A 16,013-nucleotide genomic window follows, 5' to 3' on the forward strand; every position below is an offset into this window, starting at 1 on the left:
ACGCGAGGAATACCCGATGAAAACCAGACTCAGCCGTATCGCCCTGCTGTCGTCCTGCCTGCTGCTCTCCAGCCAGCTGCTGGCCGAACCCAAGCGCCCCGAGTGCATCGCCCCGGCCAAGCCCGGCGGCGGTTTCGACCTGACCTGCAAACTGGCCCAGAGCGGCCTGAAGGACAGTGGCCTGCTCGAAGCACCGATGCGCGTCACCTACATGCCTGGCGGTGTCGGCGCGGTGGCCTACAACGCGGTGGTCGCCCAGCGTGCGGCGGAAGCCGGCACCATCACCGCCTTCTCCAGCGGTTCGCTGCTCAACCTCGCCCAGGGCAAGTTCGGTCGTTACGACGAGAACGCCGTGCGCTGGCTGGCTGCGGTCGGCACCGACTACGGCGCCATCTCGGTACGCGCCGACGCGCCCTACCAGAACCTCGACGAGCTGATCGCCGCGGTGAAGAAGGACCCGGGCAGCGTGGTGTTCGGCGCCGGCGCCACCATCGGTGGCCAGGACTGGATGCAGACCGCGCTGATCGCCCGCGCTGCCGGTGTCGATCCGAAGAAGCTGCGCTACGTCGCCTTCGAGGGCGGCGGCGAGACGCTCACCGCCATGCTCGGTGGTCACGTGCAGGTCACCAGCAGCGGCCTCGGCGAAGTCACCCCGCAGCTCGATGCCGGCAAGATCCGCATCCTCGCCGTGCTCTCCGACGAGCGCCTGCCGGGCAAGCTGGCCGGGATTCCCACTGCCAGGGAGCAAGGCTACGACATCAGCTGGCCGGTGATCCGCGGCTTCTACATGGGGCCGGAGGTGCCTGACGAGGACTTCGACTGGTGGAAGACCCAGTTCGACACCCTGCTCGCCGATGAGGACTTCGCCAAGCTGCGCGAACAGCGCGACCTGTTCCCGCTGTCGATGACCGGCGACGAGCTGGAAGCCTTCGTCAAGAAGCAGGTGCAGGACTACAAGGCCTTGGCCGGCGAATTCGGCCTGGTCAAGTAACGCGAACCGGCCCGCGCTCGCGGACCGCACGGTCGACCCGGCAGCTGCCGGGTCGCCGAACCCCTGAGGTATCCCGTCATGTACGTACGTGTCTTCGCCGCGGCGTGGCTGCTCATCTGCGCCGGCCTCGCCCTGCTCGCCTGGGGCTTCGAGGCACCCTTCGCCTACGACCCGGTCGGGCCGCGCGCCTATCCGCTGCTGCTGCTGTCGCTGATGGCCTGTGGTGTGGCGTGGCTGCTGTTCAAGCCGCACGGTGAGCCGACGCCGGCGTTCGATCGACCCAGGGCGCAGCGCGCCGTGCTGTGCGTGCTGGCGCTGCTGGCCTATGCGCTGCTGTTCGAAATTTTGGGTTTCGTCATCAGCACCGCCCTGGCCGGTTTCGCCCTCGGTCTGCTGTTCAACGGTCGCCTGTGGCCCAGCGTGATCAGCGGTGCGCTGCTTGGCGTGCTGCTTTACGGGCTGTTCGATTACCTGCTGGACGTGCCGCTGCCGCTTGGTCTGCTGCGTCTGCTGGAGAGCTGATATGGAAACTTTGAATTTCTTGCTGCAGGGCTTCGATGTCGCCACCCGGCCGACCAACCTGTTGGTGGCGCTGTTCGGCGCCTTCGTCGGCACCGTGGTCGGCCTCTTGCCGGGGCTCGGCCCGATCAATGGCGTGGCGCTGCTGCTGCCGCTGGCCTTCGCCCTCGGCCTGCCACCGGAAACCGCGCTGATCCTGCTCGCCGCGGTGTACCTGGGTTGCGAGTATGGCGGACGCATCTCGGCAATCCTGCTCAACGTGCCGGGTGACGCCGCCGCGGTGATGACCACCCTCGACGGCTACCCGCTGGCGCGCCAGGGCAAGGCCGGTATCGCCCTGTCGCTGTCGGCGGTCAGCTCCTTCATCGGCAGCATCATCGCCACCTGCGGCGTGGTGCTGTTCGCCCCGCTGCTGGCCAAGTGGGCGGTGGCCTTCGGCCCTGCGGAATACTTCGTGCTGATGATCTTCGCCATCGCCTGCCTTGGCGGCATGGTCGGCGACAAGCCGGTGAAGACGCTGATGGCGGCGTTGATGGGCCTGGCGCTCGCTACCGTGGGTGTCGACTCCACCACCGGCGTCTATCGTTTTACCTTCGGCAGCGTCAGCCTGTCCGACGGCATCCAGTTCGTCATCGTGGTGATCGGCTTCTTCAGCGTCAGCGAGATCCTGCTGATGCTGGAAAAAACCCACAGCGGGCAGAAGGCGGTGAAGGCCAGCGGCCGGTTGCTGTTCAACTTCAAGGAGTTCTGCCTGACCTTCTGGACCATGGTGCGCAGCGCCGTGGCCGGCTTCGTCATCGGCACGCTGCCGGGCGCCGGGGCGACCATCGCCAGCGCCATGACCTACATGAGCGAGAAGCGCATGGCCGGCGACAAGGGCCGCTTCGGTGATGGCGACCTGCGCGGTCTGGCGGCGCCGGAGGCGGCGAACAACGCCTCGGCCTGCGGTTCGCTGATCCCCATGCTGACCCTCGGCGTACCCGGTTCGGGCACCACGGCGGTTATGATCGGCGCGCTGACGCTGTACAACATCACCCCCGGCCCGCTGCTGTTCGAACAGCAGCCTGACGTGGTCTGGGGCCTGATCGCCTCGCTGTTCATCGGCAACGTGATCCTGCTGGTGATGAATATTCCGCTGGTCGGCCTGTTCTCGCGCATGCTCGCCGTGCCGAACTGGGTGCTGGTGCCGGCGATCACCGTGATCAGCATGGTCGGCGTGTATTCGGTGCACAGCACCACCTTCGATCTGGTGCTGATGGTCGGCCTCGGCGTGTTCGGCTACCTGCTGCGCAAGCTGGACTTCCCGTTGTCGGCTCTGATTCTCGGCTTCGTTCTCGGTGAAATGATGGAAGACAACCTGCGCCGCGCACTGTCGATCTCCAACGGCGAGCTGGGCATCCTCTGGGGCAGCCCGATCACCCTGGTGCTGTGGGTGCTCACCGTGGCGATGCTCGGCATGCCGGCGCTGCGCTGGTACCTCAAGCGGCGTCGCGGCAACGTGGTCGAGGCGCAGGTCTGACATGCATCGGCGATTGCCGGCCTGGTGGGCGACACCGCTGATCGGTGCGGTCGGCGGCTGGCTGGCAAGCCTGGCCAACTGGCCGCTGCCGTGGATGATCGGCTCGCTGCTGGCGGTTATCGCCGTACGCTGCAGCGGCTGGCTGGTGAGCGAGGTGCCGCGCGGCCGCCAGGTCGGGCAATGGGTCGTCGCCAGTGCTATCGGCCTGCACTTCACCAGCGAGGTGATGCAGCAGGTGCTGGCGCATCTCGGCGTGATCTTCGCCGGCGCGGTCGGCACGCTGCTGCTGGGGCTGATCGGCCTCTTCATCCTGCTGCGCAGCGGTACCGATCGCGCCACCGCGTTCTTTGCCAGCATGCCGGGTGGCGCCAGCGAGATGGTGGTGCTGGCCAACCGACACCAGGCCGAGCCGGCACGAGTGGCGGCGGCGCACAGCCTGCGTCTGCTGCTGGTGGTACTGATCGTGCCGGCGCTGTTCACCTGGGGCCTGCCATCGATGGCGGCGCCAGCGCCGGCGCCGGTGAGCTGGCCCTGGTTGGCGCTGCTGCTGCCGGCGGGCGGCCTGCTGGCGCTGCTCTGGCAACGACTGGACCAGCCCAACCCATGGATGCTCGGCCCGCTGACCGCCTGTGCCGTGGCCAGCGTGGCATTCGATCTGCACATCGGCTTGCCCGGTTGGGCCGGCGCGCTGGGACAGTGGCTGATCGGCTGCTCGCTGGCCTGCCATTTCGACCGGCCGTTCTTTCGCAGTGCGCCGGCGTTTCTCCTGCGCATTCTGCTGTTCACCCTGGCGGCGATGCTGGTTGCCGCTGCGCTCGGCTTTGTGCTGGGTTGGGCGACTGCGCTGGATGGGGTTTCGCTGATGCTCGGCATGATGCCCGGCGGTATCACCGAGCTGTGCCTGACCGCCGAAGCCTTGCAGCTGTCTGTGGCGCTGGTCACCGCGGTGCAGGTGCTCAGGCTGTTTCTGGTGATGTTTCTCGCCGAGCCGCTGTTCCGCCTCTGGCAACGCCGTGCTTGCTGAACGACCTGAATCTGGATCAGGCGGGTCGGCCCGGCAAGTGAGGCTCGCCGGCGATCGCATCCCGCGGCGCTTCGCCTGCTGCGCGAGCCTTGCTGCCGCCGGGGCCTTCCAGTGCCGGATAGGCGGCGCTGCAGAACAGTGAATTGAGGCGTTTCATGTCGGCGATCAGCTCCAGGTGCGCGGCGCTGGTCTCGATGCTTTCCACCACCTGCTGGTGCAGGCGCTGCACGTGGGAGTGCGCCAGTTCGCGCTCGAGCTTGCGGAACTGGCGCTTGTGCTGCAGCAGTTGGCGGGCGCTATGGGAGTCGCTGGAGATGAACACCGACAGCCCCAGCCGCAGGTTGGTGCTGAGCTGGGCGTGCAACTGGCCGAGCTCCTCCAGGCCGCTGTCGGAGAAGGAGCGGCGCTTGGACGTCTTCAGGTTCTGCACCTTGCTGACCATGTGCTCGATGATGTCGCCGGCCTGTTCCAGGTTGATCGCCAGCTCGATGATCTCCGCCCAGCGCCGGCCCTCCTGCTCGGCCAGGTCTTCACGCGGCATCTGCGCCAGGTAGAGCTTCACGCCGCTGTAGAGCGCGTCGACGTCATCGTCCAGACGACGAATCTCGTCGCCGGATTCCGGCCGTCCTTCGCGCAGCACCTCCAGCAGCCGCGCCAGCATCAGCTCCACCATGTCGCCGATGCGCAGGGTTTCGCGGACCGCATTGGCCAGTGCCAGGCTCGGCGTATCCAGCGCGGCGGGGTCGAGATGCCGCGGCTGCGCCACGCCGTTGTCCAGCGCACGCTCCGGCAGCAGGTATTCGCATAGCCAGCTCATGGGCTTCACGGTGGGCAGCAGGATCACGCAGCGCAGGCTGTTGTAGATCAGGTGAAAGCCGATCACCTGCGTCTGCGCACTGACACCCAGGGTGTCCATCCAGGCCACCAGCATGCCGAGAAACGGCAGCACGATCAGCCCGGCCAGCTTGTACAGCAGGTTGCCCAGCGCCACACGGCGCGCCGAAGCCGGCTGCAGGCTGGCGTTGAACCAGGCGAGCAGGCCACTGCCGATGTTGGCGCCGATCACCAGGCCCAGCGCCACCGGCAGGCTGATCAGCCCGGCGCCGGCCAGCGTCGAGGTCAGCAGCACCGCGGCGAGGCTGGAATACGACAGCACGGCGAACAGCGCGCCCACCAGCACCGCGAGCAGGGTATCGCCGGCCAGCGAGGAGAACAGCACCTGCATGCCGCGCGCCTCGGTGATCGGCTCGGCGGCGTGCACGATCAACTGCAGGGCGAGAATGATCAGGCCGAGGCCGATCAGCACGCGGCCGATCTGGCCGACGCGGGTCTGCTTGCGCGAGAGGAACAGGCAGACGCCGAGCAGCGTCAGCAGCGGCGACAGCCAGGATAGGTCGAGGGTCAGCACGCGGGCCATCAGCGCGGTGCCGACATCCGCGCCGAGCATGATCGCCAGCGCCGTCGGCAGCCCCATCAGGCCCTGGGCGACGAAGGAGATGGCCAGCAGTGCGGTGGCGTTGCTGCTCTGCACCAGCGCCGTGACGCCGAGACCGGCGCCGAAGGCCAGCGGCGCGTTGCCCATGCTCTGGCCGAGCGCCCGCCGCAGGTGCGAGCCATACACCCGCATGATCCCGGTACGCACGATATGCGTACCCCAGACCAGCAGGGCGATGGACGACAACAGGTGCAACAGGGTCAGCATCGGTCGGGCTCCTGCCCCGGCGAGCAGCAACAACGAAAGCCTGCGTCACAAGGACGCAGCGCTTCACCGGGGATACTCGATTGACCCTGGCCTGCCGGCCGCGTTCACCGAAATGTCACAAAGCCCGATTGGCCCGCCGCTCAGGGGCGGGTGTAGTAGCCCACGCCGAGCAGCACGTCGTCGACCCGCTGGATCAGCGTGTGCTTCTGCTCGACCGCGTTGGTCGCCGGGTTGCGCCAGACATAGTCGACGCTGCCGGAGCCCTGCTTGCGGGCCAGCTCGATCATCTCCTTGAACAGCGGCTTGCCGGCCGCATCGTTGACGTTGCGCACATCGACACCCACCAGGTTCGGCGAGCTGCCGCTGGCACGGTAGCGACCGTCATCCAGGCCGATGGCGAAGACGTACTCGTCGTTGAAGACGAAGCCGCCACGTGGGTCGTTGAAGCTGCGGAAGGCCGCCTCGGCGCCCTTGTCCTCGACCTGCTGCACGGCGCGCTCGAGCAGCGCTTTGGCATGCTCGGCGGTGGCGCGCGGGATGTAGTAGCCGACGCAGAGCACGTGGTCGCCGACCTTGCGGAACTGGCTGATCTTGTTCTCGACCTCGTTGTTGGCCGGGTTGAGCCACTTGTACTCGACTTCGCCGCTTTCCTGCCTGGCCGACTTGTCGAGGATTTCGCGGATGAACGACTTGCCGGAGGCGTCCTTGAGCTCAGCGACGTTCAGTCCGACCAGGCTGGCCGAAGGGCCGCTGCTGGCCTGCATGGTGCCATCCTCGCCGAGCACGAAGATGTAGTACTGGCCGTGGACGAATTCACCGCTGCGGTCGTTGAAGGCGGCCAGCGCCTGCTCCGGGCCCTTGGCCTGGAAGGTCAGCACGGCCTGGTCGAGCAGGGCACGGGCCTGACTGGCGTGGCTGCGCTCCACCGAGCCCAGCGTTCGCTGCTGGGCCGGTTCCTGTGCGTGCAGCAGTGGCACGGCGCCCAGCGTGGCAGATAGAGAAAGGGCGAGCAGCGTCTTGCGGTTCCGGTTCATGAACGACTCCTGACCTGATGGCGGGCGACTGAGCGGCCGCCCCTCGAGCCCATGCTAGGCAGCCGTGGCGCAATTGATATTGGTCGGGAGAAGCAAAAGGGCAGGGCGAAAGGAGGAGATTCGCCGCGACACGAGGCGTCGCATGGCGGGTGCAAACTGAAATCGCCGGCTCGCTCCCGTTGGGGGCGGGCTGTAACCTAGCGACTTCTGTTAAAGCGGTGCGCCCATGCTCAGCCTCTACCACGCTCCCGATCTGGAAACCCTCGGCGAACTGGCCACGCGCCTGCTCGCCCAGCCACTCGCCGATCCCTTCGCTCCGGCGCTGGTGGTGGCGCCGAGCCAGGGCATGGGCCGCTGGCTGACGCTGGAGCTGGCGCGCAAGCAGGGCATCGCCATGCAGCTGGAGATTCAGCTGCCGGCCACGTTCGTCTGGGACCTGAGCCGCACCGTGCTTGGCAGTCTGCCGGAGCAATCGGCGTTCTCCCCGACCACCCTGACCTGGCGCCTCTACGGCTGGCTCTGCGAGCCGGCCAACCTTGAGCTGGCGCCGCGTCTGGCGCAGTACCTGAACGGTGGCGATGAGCGTCGGCGGCTAAGTCTGGCGGCGAAGATCGCCGACGTCTTCGACCAGTACCTGCTCTATCGCGACGACTGGCTGGCGGCCTGGGAGCGTGGCCACACTCTCGACCTCGGTCCCGACGAAGCCTGGCAGGCGCTGCTCTGGCGCGAACTGACCAAGGACGGCCATCCGCACCGCGCGCGACTGCTCGGCGATCTGCTGCAACGCCTGTACCGCGACGAGCCCTTGCCCGGCCTGCCCGAGCGCCTGCTGGTGTTCGGCATCAGCAGCCTGCCGCCGCACCATCTGCGCGTGCTCGACGGCCTGGCGCGGCATATCGACGTGGTGGTCTGTGCGCTCAACCCGAGCCGCGAGGCCTGGGGCGAGATTCGCGATATCCGCGAGCTGGCACGGCAGCTTCCTTCTTCCGGGCGGCTGGGGAGCGTCGCGAGCGAAGAGCAGGCGAGGCAAAACCCGGCGAGGGAGCGGAGTGTACAGGCCGTACATGAGCATCCCGAGCTGGGTTTTAACGAAGCCTCCTCGAGCGCAGTAGCTCCCCAGCCGTCCGGCGCCGATGACTGGTATCTGGACGTCGGCCACCCGCTGCTGGCCAGTCTCGGCAAGCAGGGCCGCGACTTCTTCGACTCGCTGTTCAGTCTGACCGCCAGCGAAGGCAGTCAGGAATTAGGCCTGTATTCCGAAGACGAAGACCTGCACGACGACAGCCTGCTGCACGCGCTGCAGAACGACATCCTGCGCCTGCGCACCCGGCAGCCCGATGAACGCATCACCCTGGCCCAGGATGACCGTTCGCTGGAAGTGCACATCGCCCATTCGCCGTTGCGTGAGGTGGAGATCCTGCATGATCAGCTGCTGGCGCGTTTCGCCGCCGGCCCGGCGCTGACGCCGGATCAGGTGGTGGTGCTGACCCCCGATATCGAGCGTTACGCCCCTTTCATCGAAGCGGTTTTCGCTCCGCGCGAGGGCAGCCCGCGGATTCCCTACAGCCTCGCCGATCGCAGTCTGCGTGCCGAGGTGCCGCTGATCGAGGCCTTCCTCGAACTCCTGTTGCTGGCGCAGAGCCGCTTCGCGGCCGAGGAAATCCTCGCCTGGCTGGAGCAGCCGGCCATCGCCCGCCGCGCCGGCATCGAAGGCGAAGACCTGCCGCTGCTGCGCGATTGGCTACGTGAAGCCGGCATGCGTTGGGGCCGTGACGGCAGCCAGCGGGCGCGTCTCGGCCTGCCGGACGAATCGGCCTTTACCTGGCGCCAGGGGTTGGACCGTCTGCTGCTGGGCTTCGCCGCGCCGCCGCAGCTGGCCGGCGACCGTGCACCCTTGCTCGGCGAGTATTGGCCGCTGGATGCGCTGGAAGGCGCGCGCGGGCAGCTGCTCGGACGGCTGGTGGAGTTCGTCGAGCGCCTCGGCAGCCTGGCCGATCAGCTGGCCCGGCCGCGTGCGTTGGCCGAGTGGGCGGATGACCTGCAAGTCCTGATCGACACCCTGTTCGACGAGCGCGAAGCCGGCGACACGCTGCTCTTGTTGTCCCAGGCCTGCGCGGCATTGCGCGATCAGGCCCAGGCAGCCGACCTGACGCGTCCCATCGAACTGGAACTGGTGCACCAGCAGCTCAGCGCCGCGCTGCAGCAGGGCGGTGGCGCCTCCGGCTTTCTCACCGGCGCGGTGACCTTCTGCACCATGGTGCCGATGCGCAGCCTGCCGTTCCGCGTGGTCTGTCTGCTCGGCCTGGACGATGGCGCCTTCCCGCGGCGCACGCCGCCGTCGGGCTTCGATCTGATCGGCCGGCATCCGCGTCGCGGCGACCGGGCGCGACGCCTCGACGATCGCTACCTGCTGCTGGAAACCCTGCTCTCGGCGCGTGAGGCGCTGTACCTGTCCTATGTCGGCCGCGACCCGCGCGACAATGCCGTGTTGCCGCCTTCCGTATTGCTGAGCGAAGTGCTCGAGGCGGTGGACATGACCGCCGTGCTGGCCGATGGCGCGAAGCCGGTCAGCCAGAAGATCCTCATCGCCCATCCGCTGCAGCCGTTCTCGCCGCGTAATTTCGGCGACGCGCCCTGTGCCGGCTATTCGCTGCCCTGGTTTCGCGCCGCCCAACGTCTGGCCGAGCCCCCACAGGCTCAGGCCCAAGCCTTTGCCAGTCTGCTGGCTGAACCGGATGAGGCCTGGCTGACCATCGAGCCGTCGCAGCTGTTGCAGTGCTTTCGCCATCCGGCGCGCTTCCTGCTCGAACAGCGCCTGGGTTTGCGCTTGGCTGGCGACCAGGAATCGCTCGCCAGCGACGAGCCGTTCGATCTGGAGATGCCGGCCTGGAACGGCCTGCGGCGCTTGTCGCTGCAAGCGATGGAGCATGGCTGGAGCGACGAAGACGAGCGGCGCATGGCCTGCGCCGCCGGCTGGCTACCCACGGGCGAGCTGGGCCAGGCGCTGTGGGGCAAGCTGCGCGGGCCGGTACGGGCCTTTGCGCCGCGGCTGTTCGAACTGCGCCCGGACGCGGTGCCCGAGCCGCTGCCGGTGGATATCACGCTCGCCGGCGTGCGCATCCACGGCTGGCTCGATGGCGTGACCCCGGCCGGGTTGTTCGGCTGGAAGCTCGGCCGCCTCGGCGAATGGGACCTGGCGCCGTTCTGGCTGCGCCATCTGCTGCTCAACCTGTCCGCCACGCCGAATATCGAGCGCCACAGCCTGATGTTGTCGCCCGCTGGTGACTGGCAGCTGGGGCCGCTGGCAAACGCCGCCGAGCTGCTGGAGCCCTGGATGGCCGCCTATCGCAGCGCGATCCGTGAGCCGCTGCCGTTGTTGCCCCGTAGCAGCCATGCCTTCGCCAAGGGCTATCGCAAGCCGGCCCGCGGCAGCGAACCGCTCGATTGCGCGCGTAAACGCGCTCGCGAAGCCTGGCTCGGCGCCGAGTTCAGCCCCATCGCTGCCGAGGCCGAAGACCCCTGGAACGCTTTGGCCTTCCGCGACCGCGAGCCGCTGGACGAGCGTTTCGAAAGCCTGGCTCAGCAATTGATCGGCCCGGCGCTCGATGCCCTGGCTGAAGACGAGGAGCAAGCATGAAACTCGACCTGCTCGATTCGCCCTTCGACGGTCGCTCGCTGATCGAGGCCAGCGCTGGTACCGGCAAGACCTGGACGCTCACCGCGCTCTACGCCCGTCTGTTGCTGGAACGGCAGTTGTCGGTGGGGCAGATCCTCGTGGTGACCTACACCACCGCAGCCACCGCCGAGCTGCGCGAGCGCATCCGTGCGCGGCTGGCCGAGTTGCTGGCGGTCTATGAGGGCACGCCGAGTAGCGACGATTTCCTCAACCGCCTGCATGCCCGCTACCCCGGCGAAGCCTCGCGGCGGCGCCTGTTGCTGGCGGTGCACGGCTTCGACGAGGCGGCGATCTTCACCATCCATGGCTTCTGCCAGCGTGCCCTGCAGGACGCGGCGTTCGAGGCCGGCGGCGATTTCGACAGCGAGCTGACCGCCGACGACCGCGAGCTCATCGACGCGTTGCTCGCCGATGCCTGGCGCAGCGAGCTGGCCGATGCCGATCCGGCCTGGGCGCGCTTTCTGGCGAAGAGCCGAATCACCCCTCTGTGGTTACGCCAACGCCTGCGCAGTCATCTGGGCAAGCCCTATCTGCGCGTCGAGCCGCAGGGTACGCCGGTCGCGGCCGATCTGCGCCCGGTCGAAGCCGCCTGGCAGCGCGCCGCCGACCTGTGGAAGAGAGCGGGCAGCACCTGGGTCGCCGAGCTGCTGGCCCACGGCGGCCTCAGTCAGAGCACACACAAGAGCATCAAGTTTGCGCCCTGGCAGGCGGAACTCGACGCCTATTTCGCCGATCCGGCGGTGATGTTCGAGCTGCCCGAGGGCGCGGCGAAGTTCGGTGTCCGTGCGCTGAGCAAGGCCTGCAAGAAGGGTCATGACGCGCCTGTCTGCGAACTGGCTCATGCGCTGGATGAGCTGGCAGATCAGGTGGCCGAGGCACTGCCGGCCGGCAAGCAGCGGCTGATCGCGCTGCAGGTCGCGCTGCTGGAGCGGCTCAATCGCGAGCTGCCGGAGCGCAAGGCGACGCAGCGGCTGCTGGCCTTCGACGATTTGCTCAATCGTCTGGATCAGGCACTGCAAGGGCCGGTTGGCGAGGACCTGGCGGCCTCGCTGCGCGCCACCTATCCGCTGGCGCTGATCGACGAATTCCAGGACACCGACCCGATTCAGTACGCCATCTTCGACCGCATCTATGCCAAGGGGGGCGAGGCCTCGCTGTGTTTCGTCGGCGATCCCAAGCAGGCGATCTATGCCTTCCGCGGCGCGGACCTGGCGACTTACATGACCGCCAAGCAGCAGGCTGATCGCGAGCCTTTCAACCTGCCGACCAACTACCGCTCGACGCCTGAGCTGATCGCCGCGCTGAACCAGCTGTTCGACCATCCGCAGCCGTTCGCTCAACCAGACCTGCGTTATCCAGCGGTCGGCGCGGCCGACAAGCCGCGTGCCAGCCTTCGTCTGGTGGAGGAGCGCGAGGCTGCGCCGCTGTCGCTGGTCTGGCTTGGCGACGACCCGCTGAGCAAGGGCGAGGCCGCGCCGCTGGCGGCGAGCGACACCGCCCGGCGTATCGCCTTGCAACTGGCGGGCGCCGCCGAGGGCCGCGCCGGTTTCGACAAGAACGGTGTGTTCACCCCGCTCAAGGGCGGCGATATCGCCGTGCTGGTGGCCAATCACCGTCAGGCCGGGATGATCGCCGAGGAGCTGGCGGCGCGCGGTGTGCCCAGTGTCCGCCGTGGCCGCGACAGCGTCTGGCGCAGCGAGGAGGCGGGTGAGCTGGCCGCGGTGCTCGCCGCCTATGCCGAACCCGGTCGCGAAGGGCTGCTGCGCTACGCACTGGCCACGCGTCTGCTGGGCCGCAGTGCCGCCGATCTCGCCCGCTGCCAGGACGACCAGCAGCAGTGGGACGCCGAGCGCGAAGCCGCCGAGCGCTATCACCAGCTCTGGCAGCAGCAGGGCTTCATGCGCGTGTTTCGTGCCTGGCTCGATGAGCAGGCGGTGGCCGAACGGCTGCTGGCGCGGGTCGATGGCGAGCGCCGGCTGACCAACCTCTTGCACCTGGGCGAACTGTTGCAGGCCGAAAGCCTGCTGCGCCCGGGGCTGGAGCCGCTGCTGGCCTGGTTCAACACCCAGCGCGGCAGCGAAGGCGCCGGCGAGGAAGCCCTGCTGCGTCTGGAAAGCGATGCCGAGCGGGTACAGATCGTCACCATCCACACCAGCAAGGGGCTGGAATACCCGCTGGTGTTCTGTCCCTTCCTCTGGGACGGCAAGCTGCTCGGCAACAATCGCGACAGTGCCCGCTGCCACGATGCGAACGGCCAACCGTTGCTGGATCTCGGCAGCGATGCGCTGGGGGACAACCTCGAACGCGCCCGTCAGGAGGTGTTCGCCGAACAGCTACGGCTGGCCTACGTCGCCCTGACCCGCGCGCGTGATCGACTCTGGCTGCACTGGGGGCCGGTGAGCCTGCCCAAGGCGAAGAAGGATGGCAGCCTGCCCGACGAGGGCCTGCACAGCTGCGCCCTGGCTTGGCTGCTGCACGGCCGCGATCTCCCCGGCGAGCAACCGCTGAGCGAGCTGGGCCGGCATCTGGCCGACCTCGACGGCGGCAGCCTGCGCCTGGCCATCGAACGTCTGGTGGAAGGGAGCGACGGCCATATGGCCTGCCTGCCGCTGCAGTCGCGTGAAGCCAGTGCCCAAGGGCCGGGCCGGGCGGCGGCGCCTGAGCAGCTGTCGCAGCTCAATCGCAGCCTGCACAGCGCCTGGCGCATCGGCAGCTTTTCCGGGCTTGCCGCCGGTATGCACATGGAGGCGCCGGACCGCGACGCCCTGTCGATGCCCGATGCCGGCGAGCCGGGCAGCGGCTTCTTCGCCTTTCCCCGTGGCGCAAGGGCCGGTACTTGCCTGCATGCCATTCTCGAAGACTGGGCACGCGGCAAGGGCGAGCTGGCAGAACTGGTCGATCCGGCATTGCAGGCCTACGGCCTGCCGCTGGAGTGGAAGGACATCGCCACCGACCAGCTGCAAAAGGTGCTGGAAACCGATATGGACGGGGCCGGCCTGACCCTCGCCGCCTTGCAGTCGGCCAGACGCCTGCCGGAACTGGGCTTCACCTTTCCGGTGCGGGATCTGGATGTGGCGCGGCTGCGCAGCTTGCTGACCGACCCGGCCAACGGTCTCGCCGAACCGTTGCGCGATGCGGCGGCGCGGCTGGAATTCGACAGCCTCAAGGGCTTTCTCAAGGGCTTTATCGACCTGACCTTCGAGCACGATGGCCGCTGGTACATCGCCGACTACAAGTCCAACTGGCTCGGCCCGGACGCCAGCTACTACGGCGGCGAACGACTGCTGCAGGCGCTTGCCGGCGAGCACTACTACCTGCAATACCTGATCTATCTGGTGGCGCTGCGCCGCTTTCTGCGTCAGCGCCTGGCGGATTTCCGCGACGAGCAGCTGGGCGGCGCCTTCTACCTGTTTCTGCGCGGTATGCCCGAAGCCGGCGTCTATTTTGCGCGGCCGGACGATGCGCTGCTCGATGCGCTGGATCGACTGTTCGAGGAGGGGCGCTGATGGTGCGCTTTGGCGGCCTTGACCGGGAATGTGGGCGTGGCAGCGCCTTCCTGCCTATCCGGAGCGACATATGACCCTTGCCGATCTACCCCTCGGCCCGCTGGAGCGCGCCTTCGTCGCCAGCCTGCAACGCCTGGAACCGCAGGCTCCCGAAGCGGTGCTGCTCGCCGCCGCGCTGTGCTGCGAGGCGCTGGCGTCGGGTGACGTCTGCCTGCCGCTGGAGCGCCTGGCTGGCAGGCGGCCCTGGCCCGAGGTCGATCTCAGCATGCCGGCGCTGCCCGTCTGGCGCGCTCAGCTCGAAGCCTCTTCGCTGGTCGCTGCGCCAGACGACTACGCGCCGCTGACCCTGGTCGGCAACCGGCTCTATCTGGCCCGTTACCAGGCCTACGAAGAGCAGCTGGCCGAACAGCTGCTGACTCGCGCGGCGGACGCACCGGATGTCGATGAAACTCGGCTGAGCGACAGCCTGGCGCGGCTGTTCGCCTTCAATCAGCAAAGCCCGGATTGGCAGCGGTTGGCTGCGGCGCAGGCGGTGCGCCGGCGCCTGGCGGTGATCTCCGGCGGTCCCGGCACCGGCAAGACCACCACCGTCGTCCGCCTGCTGGCCGCGCTGCTGGAGCAGCCGGGCGGCGAACGCCTGGCCATCGGCCTCGCCGCACCCACCGGCAAGGCCGCGGCACGCATGGCCGAAGCGATCCGCAACGCCAAGGCCGAGCTGCCGGTCAGCGATGCCGTCAAGCAAGCCCTGCCAGACGAGGCGCGCACCCTGCACCGTCTGCTCGGCAGCCGCGGCGACAGCCCGCAGGTGCGCCACGACGCAGCCAACCCGCTGGCGCTGGATGTGCTGGTGGTGGACGAGGCGTCGATGGTCGACCTGGCGCTGATGGCCAAACTGGTCACCGCGCTGCCACCCAAGGCAAGGCTGATCCTGCTCGGCGACAAGGACCAGCTGGCTGCCGTGGAAGCCGGTGCGGTGTTCGCCGAGCTCTGTGAAGGCCGCGGCTTCGATAGTCAGGCCGCGTCCGATCTGCAACGCATTACCGGCCAGAACGTCCCCATCGAAACGCCGCGCTCGCGGCTCGGCGATGCGGTGGTGCTGCTCACCCACAGCCATCGCTTCGCCGGCGACAGCGGCATCGGCGAGCTGGCGCGGCGAATCAATGGCGGCGATGCCAAGGGCACGGTCGCGCGGCTGCAGGAAGGGCGCGCGGACCTGGCCTGGAATGACACGCCCAGCCCCGCGACGCTGATCGAGCGACTGGAGCAGGGCTATTCGCCCTATCTGCAGGCCGCACGGCAGGCCGATCCATCCGCCGCGTTCGAAGCCTTCAACGGCTTCCGTGCGCTGACCGCCCAGCGCGAGGGCGCCTTTGGCGTCACCGGCATCAACGAGGCGCTGGAGGCCCGTTTCAAACGCCGACTCGGCGTGCCGGCGCGCGAACGCTGGTATCCCGGGCGCGCGGTGATGGTCCGGCAGAACGACTACGCTCTCGGCCTGTTCAACGGCGATATCGGCCTGTGTCTGAAAACCGAGCAGGGGTTGCGGGTGTTCTTCGAGGGCGACGAGGGTTATCGCGGCTTCGCCCCGGCACGGTTGCCGAGTCATGACAGCGCCTTCGCCATGACCGTGCACAAGAGCCAGGGCTCGGAATTTGCCGAAGTGCTGCTGGCGCTGCCCGAGCAGCCCAGCCCGCTGCTGACACGCTCGCTGTTCTACACCGGCATCACCCGCGCCAAGCGCAAGGTTGAGATCTGGGCGCTGCCGGCGCGGCTGGCCGAGGCGGTCATCACCCGTGCCGAGCGCGCTGCAGGTTTGGCCGAACGGCTGGCGCTGCATGAGGACAGCAGCGGAGGCGCCGAGGCGTTACCCAGCGCCAAGTCGGCTGAGGCTGGAGGCGATCAGCTCAGCCTGTTCTGAGCGTGCACTGCTGCTCGAAGCCGGCACGTTCGCGGCGCATCGCCACCTGTTTCGTGAAGCGGTTGTGCGTATGGCGCTCGGAATTCTGTTCCGATGCGCTTTCGCCAAAAGCCGACACCGGGAC

9 protein-coding genes are annotated in these 16,013 nt (G+C 68.1%); 7 read left to right on the plus strand and 2 right to left on the minus strand.

The window, feature by feature from the left end; genetic code table 11:
- The first annotated feature begins 16 nt into the window (after positions 1 to 16).
- The 4 genes from P5704_014925 (at position 17) to P5704_014940 (ending at position 4,053) form a co-directional block, all read left to right on the plus strand.
- Complete coding sequence (locus P5704_014925) at positions 17 to 991, plus strand: tripartite tricarboxylate transporter substrate binding protein (protein ID WOF77353.1); 975 nt, start codon at positions 17 to 19, stop codon at positions 989 to 991.
- A gap of 78 nt (positions 992 to 1,069) precedes the next feature.
- Positions 1,070 to 1,513 (plus strand): tripartite tricarboxylate transporter TctB family protein, encoded by a 444-nt coding sequence (locus P5704_014930; protein WOF77354.1) that lies wholly within the window; start codon positions 1,070 to 1,072, stop codon positions 1,511 to 1,513.
- A 1-nt stretch (position 1,514) separates the two neighbouring features.
- Positions 1,515 to 3,029, plus strand: coding sequence for a tripartite tricarboxylate transporter permease (locus tag P5704_014935; protein WOF77355.1), 1,515 nt, complete (start codon positions 1,515 to 1,517; stop codon positions 3,027 to 3,029).
- 1 nt (position 3,030) lies between these two features.
- Positions 3,031 to 4,053: an AbrB family transcriptional regulator gene (locus tag P5704_014940; protein WOF77356.1), complete on the plus strand. Its 1,023-nt coding sequence runs from the start codon at positions 3,031 to 3,033 to the stop codon at positions 4,051 to 4,053.
- Positions 4,054 to 4,069: 16 nt separating this feature from the next.
- Here the strand turns inward: P5704_014940 and P5704_014945 are convergent, their stop codons facing one another.
- Both P5704_014945 and P5704_014950 read right to left on the minus strand, forming a co-directional pair.
- Positions 4,070 to 5,755, minus strand: coding sequence for a Na/Pi cotransporter family protein (locus P5704_014945; GenBank protein ID WOF77357.1), 1,686 nt, complete (start codon positions 5,753 to 5,755; stop codon positions 4,070 to 4,072).
- 140 nt (positions 5,756 to 5,895) lie between these two features.
- A complete protein-coding gene (locus tag P5704_014950; GenBank protein WOF77358.1) occupies positions 5,896 to 6,789 on the minus strand; it encodes a cache domain-containing protein in 894 nt (297 codons plus the stop codon).
- 226 nt (positions 6,790 to 7,015) lie between these two features.
- Between P5704_014950 and recC the strand changes: the two genes are divergently transcribed.
- The 3 genes from recC to recD all read left to right on the plus strand — a co-directional run bounded on the left by recC (position 7,016) and on the right by recD (position 15,889).
- Positions 7,016 to 10,426: an exodeoxyribonuclease V subunit gamma gene (gene recC / locus P5704_014955; GenBank protein WOF77359.1), complete on the plus strand. Its 3,411-nt coding sequence runs from the start codon at positions 7,016 to 7,018 to the stop codon at positions 10,424 to 10,426.
- A complete protein-coding gene (recB, locus tag P5704_014960) occupies positions 10,423 to 13,971 on the plus strand; it encodes an exodeoxyribonuclease V subunit beta (protein WOF77360.1) in 3,549 nt (1,182 codons plus the stop codon). The genes recC and recB overlap by 4 nt, the downstream gene beginning before the upstream one ends.
- Before the next feature lie 70 nt (positions 13,972 to 14,041).
- Positions 14,042 to 15,889, plus strand: a complete 1,848-nt coding sequence (gene recD, locus P5704_014965) for an exodeoxyribonuclease V subunit alpha (protein ID WOF77361.1) — start codon at positions 14,042 to 14,044, stop codon at positions 15,887 to 15,889.
- The last annotated feature ends 124 nt before the right edge of the window (positions 15,890 to 16,013 follow it).

The organism is Pseudomonas sp. FeN3W (assembly GCA_030263805.2).
In the GTDB taxonomy this organism is placed as follows: Bacteria; Pseudomonadota; Gammaproteobacteria; order Pseudomonadales; family Pseudomonadaceae; genus Stutzerimonas; species Stutzerimonas stutzeri_G.

Coding starts and splice junctions, on each gene's coding strand:
- P5704_014925 (WOF77353.1), top strand. CDS start 17: ATGAAAACCAGACTCAGCCGTATCGCCCTGCTGTCGTCCTGCCTGCTG.
- P5704_014930 (WOF77354.1), top strand. CDS start 1,070: ATGTACGTACGTGTCTTCGCCGCGGCGTGGCTGCTCATCTGCGCCGGC.
- P5704_014935 (WOF77355.1), top strand. CDS start 1,515: ATGGAAACTTTGAATTTCTTGCTGCAGGGCTTCGATGTCGCCACCCGG.
- P5704_014940 (WOF77356.1), top strand. CDS start 3,031: ATGCATCGGCGATTGCCGGCCTGGTGGGCGACACCGCTGATCGGTGCG.
- P5704_014945 (WOF77357.1), bottom strand. CDS start 5,755: ATGCTGACCCTGTTGCACCTGTTGTCGTCCATCGCCCTGCTGGTCTGG.
- P5704_014950 (WOF77358.1), bottom strand. CDS start 6,789: ATGAACCGGAACCGCAAGACGCTGCTCGCCCTTTCTCTATCTGCCACG.
- recC (WOF77359.1), top strand. CDS start 7,016: ATGCTCAGCCTCTACCACGCTCCCGATCTGGAAACCCTCGGCGAACTG.
- recB (WOF77360.1), top strand. CDS start 10,423: ATGAAACTCGACCTGCTCGATTCGCCCTTCGACGGTCGCTCGCTGATC.
- recD (WOF77361.1), top strand. CDS start 14,042: ATGACCCTTGCCGATCTACCCCTCGGCCCGCTGGAGCGCGCCTTCGTC.